At 66.0% G+C, this 20,419-nt stretch carries 20 protein-coding genes; 4 read left to right on the top strand and 16 right to left on the bottom strand.

Annotation, left to right across the window (positions count from 1 at the left end; translation table 11 throughout):
• The 14 genes from AB4089_RS14620 to AB4089_RS14555 form a co-directional block, all read right to left on the bottom strand.
• Complete coding sequence (locus tag AB4089_RS14620) at window positions 1-831, bottom strand: triose-phosphate isomerase family protein (RefSeq protein WP_441409998.1); 831 nt, start codon at window positions 829-831, stop codon at window positions 1-3.
• 70 nt (window positions 832-901) lie between these two features.
• Entirely contained in the window at window positions 902-2,251 is a 1,350-nt protein-coding gene (locus AB4089_RS14615) for an MFS transporter (protein WP_441409997.1), read from the bottom strand.
• A gap of 127 nt (window positions 2,252-2,378) precedes the next feature.
• Window positions 2,379-2,507 (bottom strand): hypothetical protein, encoded by a 129-nt coding sequence (locus AB4089_RS14610; protein ID WP_441409996.1) that lies wholly within the window; start codon window positions 2,505-2,507, stop codon window positions 2,379-2,381.
• Between the two features lie 12 nt (window positions 2,508-2,519).
• Entirely contained in the window at window positions 2,520-3,287 is a 768-nt protein-coding gene (locus tag AB4089_RS14605) for an SDR family NAD(P)-dependent oxidoreductase (protein ID WP_441409995.1), read from the bottom strand.
• A gap of 36 nt (window positions 3,288-3,323) precedes the next feature.
• Window positions 3,324-4,310 (bottom strand): 3-hydroxyacyl-CoA dehydrogenase family protein, encoded by a 987-nt coding sequence (locus AB4089_RS14600; protein WP_441409994.1) that lies wholly within the window; start codon window positions 4,308-4,310, stop codon window positions 3,324-3,326.
• 2 nt (window positions 4,311-4,312) lie between these two features.
• The gene (locus AB4089_RS14595; RefSeq protein ID WP_441409993.1) at window positions 4,313-4,795 is read right to left on the bottom strand and encodes a ribose-5-phosphate isomerase; all 483 of its coding nucleotides are present in this window, start codon (window positions 4,793-4,795) and stop codon (window positions 4,313-4,315) included.
• On the bottom strand, window positions 4,792-6,564 hold the full coding sequence (gene dhaL / locus AB4089_RS14590) for a dihydroxyacetone kinase subunit DhaL (protein ID WP_441409992.1): 1,773 nt from the start codon (window positions 6,562-6,564) through the stop codon (window positions 4,792-4,794). The genes AB4089_RS14595 and dhaL overlap by 4 nt, the downstream gene beginning before the upstream one ends.
• Window positions 6,565-6,723: 159 nt before the next feature.
• Window positions 6,724-7,728, bottom strand: coding sequence for a sugar phosphate isomerase/epimerase family protein (locus tag AB4089_RS14585; protein ID WP_441409991.1), 1,005 nt, complete (start codon window positions 7,726-7,728; stop codon window positions 6,724-6,726).
• A gap of 76 nt (window positions 7,729-7,804) precedes the next feature.
• Window positions 7,805-8,914, bottom strand: coding sequence for a 2-hydroxyacid dehydrogenase (locus tag AB4089_RS14580; RefSeq protein WP_441409990.1), 1,110 nt, complete (start codon window positions 8,912-8,914; stop codon window positions 7,805-7,807).
• The gene (locus AB4089_RS14575; protein ID WP_441409989.1) at window positions 8,911-10,251 is read right to left on the bottom strand and encodes an MFS transporter; all 1,341 of its coding nucleotides are present in this window, start codon (window positions 10,249-10,251) and stop codon (window positions 8,911-8,913) included. The genes AB4089_RS14580 and AB4089_RS14575 overlap by 4 nt, the downstream gene beginning before the upstream one ends.
• Window positions 10,252-10,442: 191 nt before the next feature.
• Window positions 10,443-11,153, bottom strand: coding sequence for a GntR family transcriptional regulator (locus AB4089_RS14570; protein ID WP_441409988.1), 711 nt, complete (start codon window positions 11,151-11,153; stop codon window positions 10,443-10,445).
• 166 nt (window positions 11,154-11,319) lie between these two features.
• Window positions 11,320-12,390 (bottom strand): alkene reductase, encoded by a 1,071-nt coding sequence (locus AB4089_RS14565; RefSeq protein WP_441409987.1) that lies wholly within the window; start codon window positions 12,388-12,390, stop codon window positions 11,320-11,322.
• Window positions 12,391-12,468: 78 nt separating this feature from the next.
• Window positions 12,469-13,527, bottom strand: a complete 1,059-nt coding sequence (locus tag AB4089_RS14560) for a 2,3-butanediol dehydrogenase (protein ID WP_441409986.1) — start codon at window positions 13,525-13,527, stop codon at window positions 12,469-12,471.
• Between the two features lie 158 nt (window positions 13,528-13,685).
• Window positions 13,686-15,476: an NAD(P)/FAD-dependent oxidoreductase gene (locus tag AB4089_RS14555; RefSeq protein WP_441409985.1), complete on the bottom strand. Its 1,791-nt coding sequence runs from the start codon at window positions 15,474-15,476 to the stop codon at window positions 13,686-13,688.
• 203 nt (window positions 15,477-15,679) lie between these two features.
• Here AB4089_RS14555 and AB4089_RS14550 point away from each other — a divergent pair, with 203 nt between their 5' ends.
• A complete protein-coding gene (locus tag AB4089_RS14550; protein ID WP_441409984.1) occupies window positions 15,680-17,017 on the top strand; it encodes a GAF domain-containing protein in 1,338 nt (445 codons plus the stop codon).
• 101 nt (window positions 17,018-17,118) lie between these two features.
• On the opposite strand, the gene AB4089_RS14545 is transcribed toward AB4089_RS14550, so the two are convergent.
• Window positions 17,119-17,646: a PKD domain-containing protein gene (locus AB4089_RS14545; RefSeq protein ID WP_441409983.1), complete on the bottom strand. Its 528-nt coding sequence runs from the start codon at window positions 17,644-17,646 to the stop codon at window positions 17,119-17,121.
• A gap of 395 nt (window positions 17,647-18,041) precedes the next feature.
• Window positions 18,042-18,695 (bottom strand): DUF6318 family protein, encoded by a 654-nt coding sequence (locus AB4089_RS14540; protein ID WP_441409982.1) that lies wholly within the window; start codon window positions 18,693-18,695, stop codon window positions 18,042-18,044.
• 200 nt (window positions 18,696-18,895) lie between these two features.
• Here AB4089_RS14540 and AB4089_RS14535 point away from each other — a divergent pair, with 200 nt between their 5' ends.
• The 3 genes from AB4089_RS14535 to AB4089_RS14525 all read left to right on the top strand — a co-directional run bounded on the left by AB4089_RS14535 (window position 18,896) and on the right by AB4089_RS14525 (window position 20,382).
• Window positions 18,896-19,330 (top strand): pyridoxamine 5'-phosphate oxidase family protein, encoded by a 435-nt coding sequence (locus AB4089_RS14535; RefSeq protein WP_441409981.1) that lies wholly within the window; start codon window positions 18,896-18,898, stop codon window positions 19,328-19,330.
• 77 nt (window positions 19,331-19,407) lie between these two features.
• A complete protein-coding gene (locus tag AB4089_RS14530; RefSeq protein ID WP_441409980.1) occupies window positions 19,408-19,860 on the top strand; it encodes a very short patch repair endonuclease in 453 nt (150 codons plus the stop codon).
• 162 nt (window positions 19,861-20,022) lie between these two features.
• Window positions 20,023-20,382, top strand: a complete 360-nt coding sequence (locus AB4089_RS14525; protein WP_441409979.1) for a hypothetical protein — start codon at window positions 20,023-20,025, stop codon at window positions 20,380-20,382.
• Window positions 20,383-20,419 lie beyond the last annotated feature (37 nt).

The raw sequence follows: 20,419 nt of genomic DNA, 5'->3' as shown, positions 1-20,419 counted from the left end.
TCAGGGGAGGACATGTCCAACGGTGGCAGGCTCCGGCCCAGGGAAGCCTTCGGCCAGGAGGAGTGCCTCATCCAGCACTGCGCCGAAGTTCGCGGGGTCGTGCGCAAATCGGCCGAGGAACAGGCCCGAGACACCCTGAAGTGTTGGCAGCAGTCCGGGTTTGGCTGATCCGCCGTAGATGACCGGCGGCCCTCCTGACACGCCGACCGCGGCGAGGCGCCCACGCAGCCGCTGAACGACGTCGGACACGTAGGCAGCGGCGGCGGGCTCGGCCGCGCCGATGGCCCAAACCGGTTCGTACCCCACAACCAAGCGCCCGGCGAGGTCCCAGTCGGCGTCGACAGCCGACTCGATCTGGCGGTACACAAAGTCCGCTGCCACCGCCGGCTCCCCGCGCTGGGTCTCTCCCACGCACAGCAGCGGCGTGAGCCCGGCGTCGTCCGCTGCCCGGACTTTGAGAGCCACCATGGCATCGTCCTCGTTGAAGTGCCGCCGGCGTTCGGCGTGGCCGATCTCCACGAGCCGGACGCCGAGCTCCGCGAGCATGGACGGCGCCACTTCTCCGGTCCAGGGGCCGTCCGCCCAGCCGCAGTTCTGTGCCCCGAGCAGCACCGGCGAATCCGCCAGGAGACGGGCCGCCGCGGGTAGGACAGGGAAGGATGGAATGACAAACGGGACAACCCGCCCGGCCGCGAGGGCCGGACGGGTGTCCACTTCGTGCCGCAGCCGCCCAAGCCAGTCCAGGCTGTCCCGGTAGCCGAGGTACATCTTGGTGCTGACCCCCACCAGGACGCGAGTGCTGGAGGGCTGGCTGTCGGGACTGTGCTGCATGTGTTGGTGCTTTCTGCTGGATCCAGTTACTGGAATCCGGATAGGGAATGGATGGAGGGGCGAGCGGGCCCTACTGCTCGAGCAGTTCGTCGGCCTTGTTCTTGAAGCGGCGGGTCGCAAACATCATGGCCGCTGCCAGGAACGGGAGGACGCCCAGGGCGTAGACGCCCATGGTTCCGGTGTCCGAGGCGGTGATCTGGTTGACCGAGGTCCGCAGGATCGGCGCGACGAAGCCGCCGAGGTTTCCGAGCGAGTTGATCAGTCCGATTCCCGCGGCTGCGGCCGTTCCGGTGAGGAACGCCGTCGGGTAGGACCAGGCGATGGGGCCGATGGACAGGAAGGAGCACACGGCCAGGGTGATGAAGAGGATGCCGAGTGCCGGAATGTGGTTCGCGCCTGCCCAGGCGGAGCCGAAGATGCAGAGTCCGGTGGAAATGAACAGCCCGGTGCCCCAGACCCGGCGGCGGACCACGGTGTTGGCGGCCTTGCCGATGAAGTAACAGGCGAAGATGCCGAAGAACCACGGGATGGCTGCCATCAGGCCGACGGCGATGCCCACCTTCTGGCCGGTCAGCTGCGCCACCTGCTGCGGCAGGTAGAACGTGACACCGTAGACGGCGATCTGCAGGCAGAAGTAGATGACGGTGAAGTACCAGACCTTTCCGTTCTTCATGGCGGCCAGGACGCCGCGCGGCCCGGATTCTTCCTTGACCGTGTCCTCGAGTTCCATGACTTCCAGGAGCGCGTTCTTCTCGTCCTTGTCCAGGAACTTGGCGTCCTGCGGGCTGTTGATGAGGAAGAAGTATGCGGCGATACCTGCGATGACCGCCAGCATGCCTTCGACGAAGAACATGACCTGCCAGCCCTGGACTCCGGGCACCTGGTCGCCGATGTTGATCAGCCAGCCGGACAGCGGTGCGCCCATCATCTGGGAGAACGGCTGGGCCAGGTAGAAGATGGCGAACATCTTGACGCGGACCTTGTTGGGGAACCATGCGGCCAGGAACATGATGACACCGGGGAAGAGCCCGGCCTCGGTGACGCCGAGCAGGAAGCGCAGGATGATGAAGGACGTCTCGCCCTGGACGAACGCGAAGCAGGCGGAGACGATGCCCCAGGTGATGGCGATGCGGGCTAGCCACACCTTCGCCCCGAACTTAGTCAGGAGCAGGTTGCTCGGGATTTCGAACAGGGCGTAGCCGATGAAGAAAATCCCGGCGCCCAGGGCGTAGGCGCCGGCGGTGATGCCCTTGTCCACGCCGAGGGCGGCTTCGGCGAAGCCCACGTTGGTGCGGTCCAGGAAGGCGACCACATACAGGATCACGAGCATGGGCATCAGCCGCCGGGACGCCTTGGAGATGGCCGATTTAAGGACCGGCGTCTCCAGTAGGTCCCGGGTGGACGTTGTTGTTACGGACATCAAAAACTCCTCGTCGAGCAATCAGTGGTGTAACTCAGTGGGTGAATCAGGTGCGTGGAGAGTGGCCGGAGCTGGCCAAGCAAGGCAAAGCAAGCCGATTGGCCAGGGCCGGCCCCGGCCAAGGAACCTAGCGTGAAAAAACCATCATCAGAACGCCGGCCAGGCAGGCCAGGACCCCGACGGCGAGGTAGATCTTCCGGCCCTTGCTCCAGGCTGCGAATCCGGAGGTGGCGGGGGTTTGGCTGTGTTGGGCCACGATGCTTCTTCCTTAGTGCATGTAGAGGCCGCCATCCACATTCAGCGTCTGGCCGGAGATGTACCCGGCGTCCTCGCTGATGAGGAAGGCGATGGCTGCTGCGATGTCCCGGGTGGAGCCAACGCGGTTGACCACGAGGTCCTTGGTGAGTTCGTCCTTGCGCTCCTCGCTGAGGGTGCCGCCCATGATGTCGGTGTCGATGGGGCCCGGGGAGATGGCGTTGACTGTGATGTCGTATTCGCCCAGTTCGCGGGCCGTTGCGCGGGTCAGTCCGATCACGCCGGCCTTCGCCACCGAGTACGGCGTCTTGGAGAAAGTGCCGCCGCCGCGCTGCGCGGAGACGGAGGAGATGTTCACGATGCGCCCGATCCTGTTCTTGACCATGGATTCTGCGACGCGGCGCGTGGCGTAGTGGACGCCGTTGAGGTTGATGTTCAGCACGCGGTCCCATTCGGCGGCGTCGAGTTCAAGGTAGGGAACCGGTGAGCTGACGCCGGCCACATTGGCGAGCGCAACGATCTGCGGCAGTTCCGCCTCGATGGCGTCGATGGCCGCGCGGACGGAAGCTTCGTCGGACACGTTGGCGCCGGCGCCGAAGGCCTTGACGCCGTATTCGGCGGCGAGTTCCTTGGCCGTCGCCTTGCAGCGCGCGTCATCGAGGTCGATGATGCCGATGTTCCAGCCCTGCGCCGCCAGGTAGCTGGCGGTGGCCCGGCCGATGCCTCGCTCGGACACTGCGCCGGTGATGATGGCAGTGCGTTCTGCGGGGAAAATGCTCATGGGAATGCTCCTGAAGTGAAAGTGAAAGAGGCGGACTCAGTTGATGGGCGCGGGGCCGAGCTCGTCGATGAGCTTCTGCATGGCCACGTACGCCTTGTTCCGGTAGGCGATCAGCTCCGGCGTTCGCTCCGCCGGGACGTTGAGGAAGCCCGCGCCGGTCTTGGTGCCCAGCTTTCCGGCCTCCACGAGATCGGTGAGGATCTTCGGCGTCGCAAAGCGTCCCGGGAAATCGGTCTGGAGTGACTTGTAGCAGAAGTTGTAGACGTCCAGCCCGGCCATGTCGGCGATGGCGAAGGGGCCGAAGAACGGAAGCCGGAAGCCGAAGGTGGTGCGGACCAGGGTGTCGACGTCCTCCGCCGTCGCGATCCCCTGCTCCACCAGCTGGGCGGCTTCGTGGAACAGCGCGTACTGGAGCCGGTTGAGCACGAACCCGGTGACGTCCTTCACGACGGCGGTCTGCTTGTTGGCGGCGTGCACGAGGTCGCGGACGGCGCCGACCGTTGTCGCCGAGGTGCCGGCGTGAGGGATGATTTCGACGCCGGGGATGAACGGGGACGGGTTGGAGAAGTGCACGCCCAGGAAGCGTTCGGGGTTGGCGACCGGCCCGGACAGGTCCGCGATGGAGATGGTGGAGGTGTTGGAGCCAATTATGGCGTCCGGCCGGGCTGCCGCGCTGATGCGGGCCAGGGTCTGGTGCTTGATCTCGATGACCTCGGGGACGGCTTCTTCGATGAAGTCCGCGTCGGCCACGGCTTCCTCGATGTCCTTGGCGGCCCAGAGGTTTTCCTTCAGGATGGCGGTGGAACCGGCCGGGAAGAGCCCGGCGGCAACGAATTCGTCGGATTCGGCCAGGAGCCGCTCGTAGTTCTTCTGCGCCACTTCGGCGGACACGTCCGCGAGCGCCACCCGGGCGCCGCCGAGCGCCAGGACCTGGGCGATGCCGCCGCCCATGTAGCCGGAGCCGACGACGGCGATCTTGCGGGCGGCGTTGATGGCGGCTGCGGTTTCTGTTGATTCGGTCATGTTCAGACTGCCTTCGTGTATTCGGGCTCGTACGAGCAGATGGCGTCCACCTTGGCGGCGGAGGAGGAGTTTTCATCGAAGCGGTGGCTCAGCCATTCGCCCACGAGCTTCTTGGCGAGTTCCAGCCCGATCACGCGCTGGCCGAGCGTGAGGACCTGGGCGTTGTTGCTCAGGACGGACCGTTCCACGGAGTAGCTGTCGTGGGCGGTGACGGCACGGATGCCGGGGACCTTGTTCGCAGCGATGGCCACGCCCAGGCCGGTGCCGCAGATCAGCAGCGCCCGGTCGGCGTCGCCCTCGGCGACTTTGCGGGCCGCGTCGACGGCCACGTGCGGGTAGGCGGTGAAGTCGTCCGCTCCGACGCCGACATCCAGGACGGAGGCGACGCGCGGGTCCGCTTCGAGCATGGCCTTCAGGGCGTTCTTGTATTCGACGCCGGCCTCATCGTTGCCGACGACGATGCGCCAGCCTGGTGTTGTGCTCATGCTGTTGCTCCTTGTTCCGCCGGCTCGGATGTAGCGAGCCGGGTTCCTGTGCTGGAAGTTTCGGTGTGTGCAGAAATCCGTGTGGCAATGAGTGCGAAGGACACCGCGCCGGGGTCGGGGTGGCCGAGGCTCTTTTCCGCGAGCGGTCGGGCGCGGCCCTTGAGCGGACGCAATTCGGACGTCGCGTCCGAGGCGGCAGTGGCGGCTTCCGCTGCGGCGGCGAGCGAGGCAGCCACGGGGGTGCCGGCGTCGAACGCGGTGAGGAAGGCGTCACGGAACGGCACGAGGGCATCCACCATGGTCTTGTCGCCCAGCTCGGCCTTGCCGAGCTCGGTGATGGCGTCCACGAAGGCCGTGACCGCGGCGGCCGCGTCCTCGCCGCTGTAGCTGTCCTGGTTGCCCAGGGCCTGTCCGGCCGCGATGATTGCCGAGCCCCAGAGCGCCCCCGAGGTGCCGCCGGCGCGTTCGCTCCAGGCCTCCCCCGCCGAGGTCAGGACGCGCGATGGCGACGCGCCGCCGTCGTTCGCAGCGGCCTGTCCGGCAGCGGCGACGGCCGCGTCCACGCCGCGGCGCATGCCGATGCCGTGGTCGCCGTCGCCGGCAATGGCATCCAGGCGGCCGAGTTCTTCCTCATGCTCGATGATCACGTTCTGCGTCTGGCCGAGCAGGTCGGCAGCCAGCCGGCCGAGGGCTGCGGCCGCTGCGGTGGGGCGCTCGACGTCGGCGGCCTGGGCGGCTTCGGGACCGGCGAGTTCGCGGCGGGCGCGGGGCGCGAGGTTTCCCTTGCGGAACGCCGGGGTGTCCGCCGGGGCGGCCCAGTACTGTTCGAGTTCCTCGTCCAGCCACAGCAGGGTCAGGGAAAGTCCGGACATGTCCAGGCTCGTGACGAGCTCGCCGCATTCGGGTTCCACCACGGTGAGCCCGGCGGCGGTGAGGAGCTTCTCGACCTTGCCGAACAGCAGGAAGAGTTCGTCGTACTTGACCGTGCCGAGGCCGTTGATGATTGCGACCACGCGGGTGCCGGCGTCATCCGGCTTGTCGGCCAGGAGGCGGCTGACCAGGAGTTCGGCCAGTTCCGAGGCGGTGGGCATGGGGTGATCGGAGATGCCCGGTTCGCCGTGGATGCCCAGGCCGAGGGACATGTGCCCCGCCGGGACCGTGAACAGCGGTGCGTCCGCGCCGGGCAGGGTGCAGCCGTCGAAGGCCACGCCGAGGGAGCGGGTGCGGTAGTTGGTACGGATTGCCAGCCGTTCGACGTCGTCCAGGCTCAGTCCCGCCTCCGCGGCGGCGCCCGCGATCTTGAAGACTGTCAGGTCCCCGGCGATGCCGCGGCGCTTCTCGATCTGCTCCAGCGGGGCACTGGCGATGTCGTCGGTGACCAGGACCGTCCGGGTTTCGATGCCTTCGGCGTTGAGCCGCAGCTGGGCCTGGCCGAAGTGCAGGACGTCGCCGGCGTAGTTGCCGTAACTCAGCAGCACGCCGCCGCCGGCGTTGGCGGCCTTGGCCACGCGGTAGACCTGGCCGGCCGCGGGCGAGGCGAACATGTTGCCGCAGGCCGAGGCGGTGGCCAGGCCCGGCCCGACGAGGCCGGCGAAGGCCGGGTAGTGCCCGGAGCCGCCGCCGACCACCAGGGCGACCTGCCCGGCCGGGACTTCGGTGGAGCGGACGACGCCGCCGTCGACACGGGCAACGTAGCCGCGGTTGGCCGCAACGAAGCCGTCCAGTGCCTCATCCGCGAAATCGGCGGGATTGTCGAAGATCTGGGTCATGGTTCCTCATTGAATCCGTGTTGGAGAACTAATGCTGTGGGTAGGGAGCTGTGTTGGAGCTGGGGTGGTGCGGCCGCCCCCCCAAATGGCTTGACGGCCGCACCAGGACCCCGGTGTCACGTGCCGGGTCTGGTCCCCGTGTGAGGTGCCGGTGCAGGGTCAGACGCTGGCGAGTGCCGTGGCTGCGGGCTGCTGCCGGCCCTGGGCCACTTGGCTCTGGCCGAGGGCGTAGCCGTCGGTCTTCGGCAGGACCTGGCGGCGGAGGTAGTCCTGGTTGCTGGCCGTGACAGAGAGACCGTCGCCGCCGTAGTGCTCGGTGCACAGGATGCCCTGGAAGCCCACGGACAGCGCGACCTTGAACGCCTCGCGGTAGTTGATGAGGCCGCTTTCCATCGGGGCCGGCATCGCGACGTAGGTGTCACGGGCCACGTCCTCGTCGCGGATGTAGTTCTTCATGTGCCAGTAGTTGGAGTAGGGGAGGGTCTTGGCGACCATCTCGCGCCAGTCCTCGATGGGGCGGTGGAGGCGGATGAGGTTGCCGATGTCAGGGTTGAGGCCGACGTTGGCCAGGCCGATGTCCTGGACCAGCTGGACGGAGGAATCCGCGGTGCCAAGGTACGTGTCCTCATACATTTCGAGCGAGAGCAGTACGCCGACCTCGGCCGCGTGCTGGCCGAGTTCCCGCAGGCGGGTCACGGCCTTGCCCCAGGTTTCCTTGTCCCCCACCGGGTCCTTGTAGCCTTCGACGGTCCAGAACCACAGCTGCTTCTGCTGCTCGGCGGTGATGGCCTGGTGCAGTCCGAACGAGACGACCTCGCAGCCCAGTTCGGCCGCGGCATCGATGGTGCGGTGGCTGTAGGCCAGGTTGGCTTCCCAGTTGCCCTCCTCGATCACGCTGCGGCGGATGGCCGAGATGACGGGGATGCCGATGCCCACGTTGTCGGCGGTCCGCTTGAACTCGGCGAGGCGGGCGGAGCTCAACTCGCCGGGGCGGACCCAGCTGTCCGTGAGGTCTGCGTTGGCAAAGCCGGCGTCCTTGACCTCGGTGAAGACCTCGGCCCATGCGGAGGCGTCGGCGTCGTTGATGTGGTTACCCTGTGCGTCGGTTCCCGGGAATTGCAGGAGCGCTGCGGTGATGGGCCAGTTTTCGGCTGTGTAAGCCATGGGTTCACTCCTTCGTGGAATCCTGTTTCCTATAGGATTTACTATCGATAGGGTGTTGTCAAGGTCACATCCCGAATTACGCGCCCTTCGCGGCGAAAGCCTCGGTCGCGAAGACTTCCGGGTTCAGGACGTTAGCGGGGCGCTCCCCCGCGGCGACGGCCAGGACCGACGCGATGGCGCTGGCCGCGACGTCCCGGGTGAAATCCTCGGTCCAGCACAGGGAATGCGGGGAAAGCACTACGTTGTCCAAGGTCAGCAGCTCGTCGTCGGGAAGAAGGGGTTCCGGCTCGAAGACGTCCAGTCCGGCGCCCGCGATCCGGCCGTCCCGGAGGGCCTCCCTCAGGGCATCCGTGTCCACGAGCTTTCCGCGGCCGATGTTGATCAGGTAGGCGCTTGGCTTCATCCGGGCCAACGCGGCGGCGTCAATGAGCTTTTCGGTCGCCGGGGTCAGCGCGGCGCAGAGCACCACGTAGTCCGAGCGCTCCAGGAGCTCGTTCAGGCCCAGCAGCTCGACGCCGAGCTCGGCGGCCTCCACGTGACGGCCGCTGCGGTTGTTGCCCACTACTTTCATCCCGAGCGGGGCCAGCAGGCGGGCGAGTTCGGCGCCCACGCTGCCGAAGCCTACGATGCCGACCGTCTGCCCCACCAGCGGCGCGCCCCGGTAGTGCTCGCGCTGCCCCCAGTCCGAGGTCCGGGTCAGCCTGTCCTTGGCAAGGAGCTTGTGCGAGAGCGCCAGGAGCAGGGTCAGTCCCGCCACTGCCAACGGCCGCCGGATGGCGTCCGGTGTATTGGTGACAACGACTCCGGCACGGGTACAGGCGTCCAAATCGATGGTCTCGTACCCTGCCCCGAACCGGGCGATCAGTCTCAGGTCCGGGGCGTGGTCAACGGTGCGTGAATCGAAGGCGATGTGCCCCAGTGACAGCACGGCTTGGACCCCCGCGAGGTCGGCCAGCGGAACCGGGTCCGTGTAGCTGGGCAGGACGCTCCAGGCGATGCCGTTCTCACTGAGTCGCTGCAGACCCAGATCCCCGTGGATGGAGCTTCCGTCTGGCCGGGCAGCGTCGGCGGTGACGGCCACGTTGAACTTAAGCCGGGCCGTTCCCGCCCGGGTGGCTCCCGGCGCCGGGGCGCCCGCGCCGGTGGCGGCCGCCGTCGTCGTCAATTCGTTTGTTGCTGTGCTCATGCTTCGGTTCGACTTTCCGTCTGGGTTGCTGCGGTCTTGTCCTTGATGGGTTCGCGGACCAGTACTGTGTAGGCCACGGCTGCGAGAGCCGCGATGATGCCGCCGATGACGAACGACGGCGCATAGGAGCCGGTGGCGTCGGCGATGACGCCGGTCAGCAGCGGGGCAAAGGCGCCGCCAAAGTAGCCGCCGAAGTTCTGGATGGCGCCGACGGATGCGACCTGGGAGTTATCCACGATGTCGCCGGGCATGGCCCAGGCGGCTGCCTGCATGGTGGCGACGAAGCCCAGTGCCACGGTCATGACACCGATGGCGAGCGGGAGCGAATCCACGAACGGGATGAGGCAGATCAGGATGCCGGCGGCAATGGCAGCGACGGACATCACGTGGCGCTTGGCCAGCAGCGGGTCACGGCCTGCCTTTTTCGAGTAGCGCGTCATGACCCAGCCGCCGGTGATACCCAGGATGGCCGCGCCGAGGTACGGGACGGCGGCAAGCCAGCCGGAGTTGGCGATGCTGGCGCCGCGTTCTTCCTGCAGGTAGAGCGGCAGGAAGACGATGAAGATATTCCAGATCCAGATGACACAGAAGAAACCGGCCATCATGCCCCAGATCTGGCGGTGTTTGAAGAGTCCGAGCCACGAAACTTTCTTGGCCGTCAGGAGCTGGGTGGTGCGCTGACTTTCGATGTAGTCCAGTTCCTTCGCGCTGATGCGCTTGTGCTCCTCCGGAGCGCGGTAGTACATGAAAAAGGCCAGGGCCAGCACGAGGCCCGCGACGCCGAGGAAGATGAAGATGGCCTGCCAGCCGAAGGCGAGCATGATGGCGGTCAGGATGGGCGGGGCGATGGCGGGTCCCCACTTGGAGCCGCTATCCCAGATGGCGGTGGCCTGCCCGCGCTCGGCCCGGGGGAACCAGTCGGCGGTGAGCTTGGCCGATGCCGGACCGTTCGGGGCTTCGGTGATGCCGAGCAGGAAGCGGAACGTGATGAACTGCCACATCTTGCCGCCGATGGCCATCAGCGCGGTGGCGATGCTCCAGCCCGCGATGGCCAGGAAGTACATCCGGCGTGCGCCAAGCTTGTCCACGAGCCAGCCGGCGGGCAGCTGGGCAAAAGCGTAGGTCCAGGAGAACACCGTGCCTAGGAGCCCAATATCCGTGCGGGTCATGCCGAAGTCTTTAATCAGTTGCGGCGCGGCGATGGAGATCGCACTGCGGTCCATGTAGTTGATGATGCCGGCGGCCAGCGCCCAACCAAGGATCCACCACCGCAGGTTCTTGATGGTGCGGCGTGTTGCCGATTCCCTGGGCCCTGCGGCCAAAGTCTCTGTATGCACTTTTCACTCCCTTGTGAGTCCCCCATGTCGGCAGCATAGCCGTCACAATCGAAGATCCTATAGGGTCTTTGATTGGCTGTGAAGGGGGTCACGAGAATGCTTTTGCAGCAGCCCGTTGAGGCCGCCCAGCGGCGTCAACGGGGCGGAGGCGGGGCCCTAGGGTCGCCGGCTGGACCTCTGCGGGACGGCGGTTATTCTGCGGGAGCGTCCGCGATGGCGCGTCCGCGCACCTTCTGCACGTGCTCGGCCATGGCAGCTGCGGCCTTCTCCGGGTCGCCCGAGGAAAGCGCATCCAGGACCGCCTGGTGCTCGGCGATCGCCTGCTCCGCGTCCGTGATGCCGACGCCGCCGAACAGGCGGAAGCGCTGGACCTGCCCGCCGAGGGCGGCATAGGCGGCCACCATGAACTGATTGCCGGTCTGCTCCGCGATCAGCCGGTGGAAGCGCTCGTCGGCCTCCAGATAGTCGCGGTACTCCGCAAATGACGGGCCACGCGGGGCTTTCTTGAGGTCGGCGACCGCCGTGGCCAGCTCGGCATGGTGCGCCGGCGTCAGGCGGGCGCACGCCAGGCGGGCATTGACGGGCTCGATGGCCAGCCGCGCCGCCATGAGTTCGGCGAAGTCCTCTTGGGTGAACATCGGCGCAACGCGGTAGCCCTTGAGCGCGACGCGGCGGACCATTCCGGTGTGTTCGAGCCGCGCGAGCGCCTCGCGCACCGGCGTCGGGGAAACGTTGAGCTCCCTGGCGGTTCCATCGATGCTCACTGCGGTCCCGGGTTCGAGCCGCCCGTCCATCAGCGACGCCAGAAGCTCTTCATAGACGTGGTCGGCGAGGACCTGGCGGCTGATGGGACGGCCCGCGGAATGGCCCTCAGGGCGACTCCCGGAGGAAGCTAGTTGCATGTTCAGATCCTATAGGACGCCGAACATGCCCATTCTGTAACGCAAAGAGTGGGCAGAACGGTGTTCTGCCCACTCTTCGTGGCCAAGGCTGGACATGTCCAGCGGTGGTGGTGCCGGCGCTACCTAGTCACGCAGCGCCCCTTGTACCGGGTTGACTCCGCGCTACCTAGTTCTGGTAGGCCGGGTAGTCGGTGTAGCCCGCAGGGCCCTCGGTGTAGAACGTGGCCGGATCCGCCTCGTTGACCGGCAGGCCGTCGCGCCAGCGGCGCACCAGGTCCGGGTTGGCGATGGCGGGGCGTCCGACGACGACGGCGTCAGCGTGGCCGTCGGCGACCAGCGCGGTGGCCTCGTCGCGAGTCGTGACGACGCCGAAGCCGGTGTTGATCAGGAACGTGCCGTTGAACCGTGCGCGCAGGTCCTGGACCAGCTCGCTGGTGGGGTCCTTGTGCAGGATGCTGAGGTAGGCCAGCTTCAGCGGAGCCAGGGTGTCCACGAGGTGGCCGTAGGTGGCCCGGACGTCCGCCGCGTCGAGTTCGACGGCCCCCTGGACATTGTGTTCCGGCGAGATGCGGATGCCGACGCGGTCCGCGCCAATCGCATCCACGACGGCCTGGGCAACCTCGATCACGAAGCGCGCGCGGTTTTCCGGGGAGCCACCGTAGACGTCGTCGCGCTGATTGGCGGACGGAGCTAGGAATTCGTGCAGCAGGTAACCGTTGGCCGAGTGAAGCTCGACGCCGTCGAATCCTGCCTCTACCGCCCTGCGGGACGCCGTGACGAATTCCTCGACGATGCCCGGCAGTTCCTCGGTGGTGAGGGCGCGCGGGACGGGGAACGGCTGCTTGCCCGCGTAGGTGCGGGTTTCGCCGTCGATCGCAATGGCGCTGGGCGCGACGACTTCGTGGCCACCGGTGGTGTCCACGTGGGTCACGCGGCCGGCGTGCATGACCTGGGCGAAGATCCGGCCGCCTTCGGTGTGCACAGCGGAAGTGACGTTGGACCAGCCTTCAAACTGTTCGTCGGTGACCAGCCCGGGCTGGCCCGGGAAGCCCCGGCCGGCCGGGCTCGGGTAGGTGCCTTCGCTGACGATCAGGCCGAGGGAGGCGCGCTGGCGGTAATGCTCAACTACCAGCGGCCCCGGGATTCCTTCCTGACCGGAGCGGACCCGGGTCAGTGGCGCCATCACGAGTCGGTTGGGCAGTTTCAGGTCGCCGAGGGTCATCGGGGAAAACAGCATGCACATTTCCTTTCACGGTGAATGGGTTCACTGGCGGCAACTGCGCGGCGTCTGCAACTATTCCATCTGAGACTCGGATCACGACGGGTGGACGATGATCTTCACCGCGGTGTCGTTGTGGTTGATCAGCGTGTCGAACCCCTTGTCCACCAGGTCGTCCAGGGCGATTCTGCCGGTGATGAAGGGTTTCAGGTCGACTTTTCCATCCTGGACGAGCTTGATGGCGGCCTCGTGATCGCCGCAGTAGGCAATGGTGCCGCGCAGGTCAATTTCCTTCAGCACCACTTTCTGCATGTCCACCGTGGCCGGGTGGCCCCAGATCGAGACGTTGACGACGACGCCGGCGGGCTTGACGACGTCGAGCATGGTGTCCAACACCGCGTTCACCCCCGCACATTCAAACGCCGCGTTGGCCCCTGCCCCGCCAGTCAGTTCCAGCACACGCGCATTGACGTCGTCGGTGCTGGGGTCCAGGACGTGATCCGCGACGCCGGACGAGGTCGCCTTCTCCTTGCGGGCGGCCGACAGCTCGGTGACGATCGTGGTGATGCCGATGCCCTTGAGGACCGCGGCGGTCAGGAGACCGATGGGTCCGGCACCGCCGACGACGGCGACGTCCCCGGCTGTGAGGCCGCTCCTTCCGACGGCGTGATACGCCACCGCGAGGGGCTCGATGAGGGCGGCCTCGTCCAGGGGGATGTCGCCGACCGGGTGGACCCACCGTGTGTCCACAACGATCTTTTCGCTCAGGCCGCCACCGCCGCCCGCCAATCCGATGAAGCCCAACTTGGTGCACAGGTTGTAGTGCCCGCTGCGGCACGGGCCGCATTCGTTGCAGACGACGTACGGCTCAACGACGACGTTGTCTCCGACGGCCAGGCCGGTGACGCCTTCCCCGAGTTCCTCGATGGTGCCGGAGAATTCGTGTCCCAGGGTGACCGGGGCGGCCTCGTGGGTAAGCCCGTGGGGATGGCCGGGCGGCGGGGTGAAAATGGGTCCTTCGAGGAATTCATGGAGGTCGGTGCCGCAGATACCGCACCAGGCCACGGCGATCTTCACCGTTCCCGGACGCAGCTCGGGCTCCTGGATGTCTTCGATCCGGAGATCCTCGCGGGCATGGAATCGTGCTGCTTTCATGGGGTTTCACCTTCGGATTCCAGGCCGTGGATGCGCCCGGGCGGACGCATCCACGGAATGTTTTGGATGTTCACAGCGGGGCCGTAACCCCAGTGTGGTGGCCGTGCCGGGGATTGTCACGGCCCGTGTTGGTCAGCCGGCATGGTCAGCGGGTGTGGTCAGCGGGTGTGGTGCGTGGGCTGCAGCTCGAAGACCGGGGTCGGCAGTCCTTCCATCCGCGCCTTCAGCTGCAGCGCCAGATAGTTGGAGTAGTGCCGGCTCTGGTGCAGGTTGCCGCCGTGGATCCAAAGGTTCTCCACGTTTGTGGGCTTCCACATGTTGCGCAGCTCCCCCTCCCACGGCCCCGGATCCTTGGGTGTGTCCGATCCGAACCCCCAGCACTTGCCGACGGCGTCCGCCACCTCGGGCGAAACCAGATCGGCCAGCCAGCCGTTCATCGACCCATAACCGGTGGCGTAAATGATGACGTCGGCCTCAAGTTCCGTGCCGTTGGCCATCACCACGGAGTTGCCGGTGATCTTGCTGACCTCACCGTTGGCCAGCTTGACCCGGCCGTCGATGATCAGCTGCGAGGCACCGACGTCGATGTAGTAGCCGGAGCCGCGCCTCAGGTACTTCAGGAACAGGCCGGAGCCGTCGACGCCGAAGTCCAGGTCAAAGCCGGCAGCCTCGAGCTGGGAGTAGAAGTCCGCGTCCCGCCGGGCCATCTCCGCATAAACGGGGATCTGGGCCTCTGGCAGAATCCGGTACGGCAACGAGGCGAAGAGCAGATCGGCTTTCTCCGTGGTGACGCCGTTGGCCAGCGCTTTTTCGGAGTACAGATCGCCCAGGGCCAGGTCCATGAGGGATTCGCTGCGGGCAATGTGTGTCGAGGACCGCTGGACCATGGTGACATCGGCCCCGTGCTCCCAGAGGTCGGCGCAGATGTCGTGGGCGGAATTGTTGGAGCCGATCACCACGGCCTTCCTGCCGGTCCAGTCTCCGCCGCCCGGGTGCTTGGACGAGTGGTACTGCTCCCCCAGGAAGGACTCGGCGCCGTCGAACGTGGGGACGCTGGGGTACCCCGAAACGCCCAGGGCGAAGACGAGCTGCTTGGGGCGCAGGGTGACCGGCGCGCCGTCGCGCATCACCTCCACCACCCACTCCTGGGACTTTTCGTCGAAGCGGGCGTTGGTGCACTCGGTCTTGGACCAGTAGTTCAGTTCCATGATCCGCGTGTAGTTTTCCAACCAGTCGCCGATCTTGTCCTTGGCCGCGAATACGGGCCAGTCGTCCGGGAACTTCACGTAGGGCAGGTGGTCGTACCAGACCGGATCGTGCAGGTGGAGGGACTTGTAGCGGTTGCGCCACGAGTCCCCCGCGCGCTGGTTCTTCTCGATGATGATGGTGGGCACTCCGAGCCTGCGCAGCCGCGCCGCCAACCCGATCCCGCCTTGGCCGCCGCCGATGATGACGGTGTAGGGCTGGTCTTCGTAGCCGAGGCGCGCCTCCTGTTCCTCCTTCAGTTCCAGCCAGGATTTGCGGCCCTTGGTGATCTCGTGGGCGACGCCTTTTGGCCGGTTGGGGCCCTTCTTTTCCTCGAAGCCCCTGAGCTCCTGCATGGTGGTGAGCAGGGTCCAGCATTTGCCGTTCCGGAGGCGCAGATGCGCGTAGCCCCGCGCCTGGGTGGTCTCGAAGTTCACCCAGGCCTCGGTGTTGGCGGCGTCCCCGGTGGCGTCTTCGGCGAGGGTCCAGTTGCTGGGCTGCACGTCATCCAGGGTCGCGTCGAGCATGCGCCGGATGTCTTCCTTGCCCTCAAGGGTCTTGAGGTTCCAGGTGAAGGAGACGAAGTCGCGCCAGTACGAATCGTCGTCGAAAAGTTCCAGTGCGGCGTCCGTGTTGTGGCCGCGCAGTGCCTCTTCGAACTGCGCCAACCACGCCCCGACAACGCCATTTGGTGTCTCAGGCATGATTCCTCTTTCCGTTGCTGACAGTGGGCCACTTCCGTCGCGTGACGCCTAGACCACGCAGTGACCCGCATCACAAGTAAAGATCTCAGGGGGTTACAATCGGGTTACACGGAGCTCTCGAGCCGTCGGCCGGCGCACGGCACCCGACGGCGGCGAGGAACCAGCCGGGTGCAACGATTCGAGGGTGAGTTGGGAGAATGAGGATGCCGCAGGGCCATGGCTCCAGCACGCATCCCTCAGACCTCAGGTTTTCCGCGCCGGCGGAGTACGCCCGAATTCTCCGCGCGGCGCACGAGAGCACCATGTCCGGCACACCGGATTCCCGCCTGTCGCCGTCGCTCATAAAATCCTGGCAGCGTTCCCTCGCCTTGGGCATCAATCCGGACCAGCACCGTCCGCCGCACCCGCATGAAGTCTCCGAGGCGCGCTCCCTCAGCGCCGGCCATCGGCTGGCCGCGGTCATGCCTGCCCTGTCGCAGCTGCTGGCCGATGAGACCGCGGCCGGGCGCCATTTGCTCATTGTGACTGACCACGACGGAGAAGTGCTGTGGCGCGTTGGCAGCAAACAGGCGCTGCGGCTTGCCGACTCCCTGGAGTTCGTGGAGGGTGCCGACTGGTCCGAGGCCGGTGTGGGCACCAACGCCATCAGCGAAGCCTTGGTAACTGGCGCTCCGGCGCAGCTGTTCTCGGCCGAGCACCTGGTGCGGACCCATCACGACTGGGCCTGCACCGCCTCTCCGATTCGAGACCCCTTGACCGGCGAAATCGTCGGCGTCCTGGACGTCTCCGGCCCGTTCGAGTCGGTCACGCCGGACAGCCTGCGGCTGGTGCGGTGTGGAGTGCGGCTTGCGGAGGAGCTGCTGAAATCGGCCCCTGTTTCCGACTCCGGCGTTAGGCGCCCAGGGCAGCCGTTCCGACGTGATGAGCGGACAGCGCGCGACGGCGGCGGCCGGTCACGGCTCATGCTGCGGCTTTTGGGGGACGCGCCGTCCGCGGCGGTCGACGGCGGTCCCCAGCGCCCGCTGACGCTTCGCCGCGCCGAAATCCTTGCCCTGCTGGCCTCTCGTGACCAGGGCTGGAGTGCAGATGAACTGGCTTGCGAGATCCATGGCGACGCGGGCACAGGCGCAGCGATCCGGACCGAGATGCACCGGATACGCAGCATCCTGGGCGGGGTCCTGGAGGCGAACCCCTACCGGTTCTCTTCCACCGTTCATGCGGTGACGGACGCCTCGGCTGTGGCAGCCCACCTTCGGGAGGGCCGGATTGCCGAGGCATTCGCGGCCTATCCGGCGAAACTCCTCACGCGGTCGACCAACCTGGCGATCGGGTTCATGCGCGACGAGCTCAACACGGCCGTGGGGGCGTCAGTTCGCTCCAGCGGTGATGCCGGGCTGATGCTGCAGTGGTGCACGAGCGACATGGGGTCCGCAGATACGGCAACCGCGGCCGCCGCGGCGGCGCTGATCGGACCGGACGATCCCCGTTGCCAGCTGGTGAACGCCCGGATGGCACGGGTAGACCGCGAGTTGAGGGCCTAGCAACCCTAGTCACCCTAGCCGCGGCCTGCGGCGCCGGCCTTAGCCCGGGCTAAGGCGGTTGGCGGGGCGAACTTGCGGCGGCGGAGGCTTACGGCGGTGGCTTACGGCGGAGGCGGGGCGACGCCGGGACAGCCTTGGCCTTGAGGGTTTTGCAGGCAGGTATCTGCGTAATTCCTGGTGATCGAACGCCAGACGCTGACGGTCTGCGGCGGCGAGCTGAATTGGCCTTGGCCGGGAATGGGCAGCGCCGGCCCGCCATTCACCGAGTACGTGCCCTGGAAATGCGTTGTCAGCACCACCGCGAAATCGCCGGTCTGGGTGTAGATGTGGCTCGTCAGGGTCTTCTCACCCCAGCGGTCCTGCGGAAGAGGCGCTCCGGCGGCCGTTTGCGGCCCCAGCGAAGTGCCGTCTCCATAGCTCCATGTGTACTGCACGGGCTTCGCAATGATTGCGACGTCTTGACCCAGCATGTTCACGCTGAATGATTGCTCGGCGGCTTCCGCGTAGAGATTTGTCTCGGCACCCCGGAGCGTGTGCGGACTCGGCTGCGTGACGCTGCTGCCGGCGTTGACGGGAAGCTGCTGAAATTTCGTCTGAATCTGGGCGGCAATCTGGCCCAGGACATCCACGGGTTCCTCGAGGTAGACACAGCGGTCCGGCGAGATGCGGCTCCAATCATTCGGTCCCGCAACAACTAGCTTCCACCACCATCGAACGGGGCGACCGTTTTGGCCAGCATTACATTCAGCCGTCGCCGCGAGACAAGGAAGATCGAAATTGTTGTTATCTATCAGGCACAGGTAGTCAAACCTGTACTGGAATGGGCTCTCCGGAACAGCCCCGGGCGCATCTACCCAAACTCCGAACGTCGAGTCATACCGCCACACACCCACGCCCGTTTCGTTCCAAAAAACGTCGGATGCCCCGGCGTTGGCCGAAGGGCCAATGGTTAGGGAAAAAGAAATGACAGCAGCGAATACAATCCCGAAGCCCCACCGTCTTCGCCCTGAGGGCCGGAAGCGAATCATGCACCGATCCGGTCAATATCCATCGCCGTCCAACGACCGTCAGAGAAGCGGAGAATCATGATATCAGCGAGAACTTGCGAGGCCGGCACGGATTTCTCGACACTTGAGTCCGCTCGATACAGCGTTCCCGCCGACTGCTCCAACTGTGTGGTCACTTGGTAGCTACCCTCGGTTGTCTTGACGAAGTTGGTATAGGCCCCCTTCGCTTGGACCAAACCTCCCGCGATCCATCGTCCTTCGGAATTCCACTCCACAATTCCCGGGCGCACCTTGGCGCATAACCTGCACGATGAGTCGGTCACCTCATCCATCAGCCGGAATTCCCCGGTCTGATATGCGTAATTCAGCAGCGTATACCAGTGTTTTGCAAAGGCAATAGCGCCTTCCTTCGTCTCCGCCTTCGCGGCCTCGGGCAGAACTGGAATCGGGACGTTCTGCGCCTTCCCTGTCGCGTCAGCGGGTTTGTAACTGGCGCTGGGCGTGGGGGCGGCGCTTGGACTGGAGGCGGCGGGGGTTTGAGACTCGGACGGTGGAGATCCGGAAGGCTGCGTGCCTCCCCCGCTGCACCCTGCGACCATGACCAGGGAGAACGACATCAGGGCGGCGGTGCACACGCGCCGCAGGCCGGAAAGCGAAGTGCGGGATGTCATGGTCAGCTACTCCCCCGATAGAAATCAAGACGTGCGAGTCCAAGCAATGCTTAAGGGTAACCGACGTCACATTTTGCACATCGAAGTTATCCACAGCAGGGTCCCTACCCTCGTCGGAGACCGCGGAATCCGGCAGTCCAGCTTGCGTTGAGTCCTTTAGCCCCTAGCGACTCCCCTGCCGTCGCCAGAACAATGAACCCATGATGTTCGAACACGAAGACGGCAATCCCATCCTCAAGCTTGACGACGAGCAGTCCTGGAAACTGTTGGAGGGCACCAAACACGGCAGGCTTGTGGTCACCGTGGCTGGAGAACCCGACATCTTCCCGGTGAACTACGCGGCCAAAGGCCGTAAATTGTTCCTCCGCACTGCCCCCGGAAACAAACTGGCGGAACTCACCATCAACTCGAAAGTGCTTTTCGAAACCGACGGAATCCTGTCCGAGGAGGCGTGGTCCGTGGTCCTACGGGGCGCTGCGCGCGTCCTAGATCAATCGGCGGATATCGCCGAGGCCGAGGCCCTCGGACTCAAGCCCTGGGTTCCGACGTTGAAGGACTTCTACGTCGAAATTACGCCAACGTCGGTCAGCGGACGCCACTTCCAGTTCGGCGAACACCCCGAGCGGGAGATCTAACGCCCGACGCCGCGTCCCGGCCGCCCCCGCCGCCGGGTCCCGCCGCGCCCGCCCAGTCACCCGCCTAGACTTAAAGCATGGCGGACAAGCTGACTCCCGAGCAGCGCAGCTGGAACATGTCCCGCATCCGGGGCAAAAACACCAAACCGGAAATGCTGGTCCGCCGGCTGCTGCACGCCAAGGGATACCGCTACCGCCTGCACGGCAGCGCGCACGGCGGCAAACTCCCGGGTAACCCCGATCTCGTCTTCGCCGGACGTCACAAGGTCATCTTCGTCAACGGCTGCTTCTGGCATTTCCACGAGTGCCGGGTGGGGATGCACGCACCCCAGGCCAATGCCGAGTTCTGGGAAACCAAACGCACGCGAACCCGGAACCGCGACGCCGCCCAGAGGCTCCAGCTCGAACACGACGGCTGGGAGGTGCTCACGGTGTGGGAATGCGAGCTGAAGGATTCCTCGGCGCTGGAGCTCCGTCTGGACGCTTTCCTTCAGGGCCTTCAGGGCCCGACCCCCGATAAACACGCCTGATGACGTCCGAGGACCAGCAGAAATATGGCGTGTCGCGCGGCCCTCTTCCAGTGCACGCTGAACCGCCTCCGCTAATATTCGACACCGGGGACCATAGGCATTATTCGGACAGTACCGCTGGGTACTGCAAACACGGGAGAGCGCACGATGCCGCACTTGCTGATGTCCAATGACGAGCCCAACGCGGTTGCTGCGCCAGCAGAAGCCACCACTACTCACGCCAGCCCCACGGATTCCAGCCGCAGGGAGTCCGGTCCCACAGTTCTTCAGTTCCGCCGCCTCGGCCACACCACACACCGCGCCATCCGGCCCCGCCCGTTCCGCGGAGCCGACCCGGACCTGGAGCCGCTGCGCCGGCAGGCGATGTCCATCATTAGCGAGGTTCTCGCTGACACCAACCCGGACGAGGCCGACGTGCGGGAGAAACTGCGCTGGCACGTCACCAACAACCCGGGTAAGCCGGAAAAGGCCCTCCTGGACCACATGCTGACGGTCGCCGTCGAACAGGAAGAATCCGCCTAACTGGCTGGGCGGTTAGCCGCCGGTCACCGTGCCGAAA

The organism is Arthrobacter sp. 2MCAF15, assembly GCF_052115605.1.
Lineage (GTDB): Bacteria > Actinomycetota > Actinomycetes > Actinomycetales > Micrococcaceae > Arthrobacter.
The sequence above is the reverse complement of the archived record's forward strand: the minus strand, read 5'-3'. Positions and strand labels throughout refer to the sequence as shown.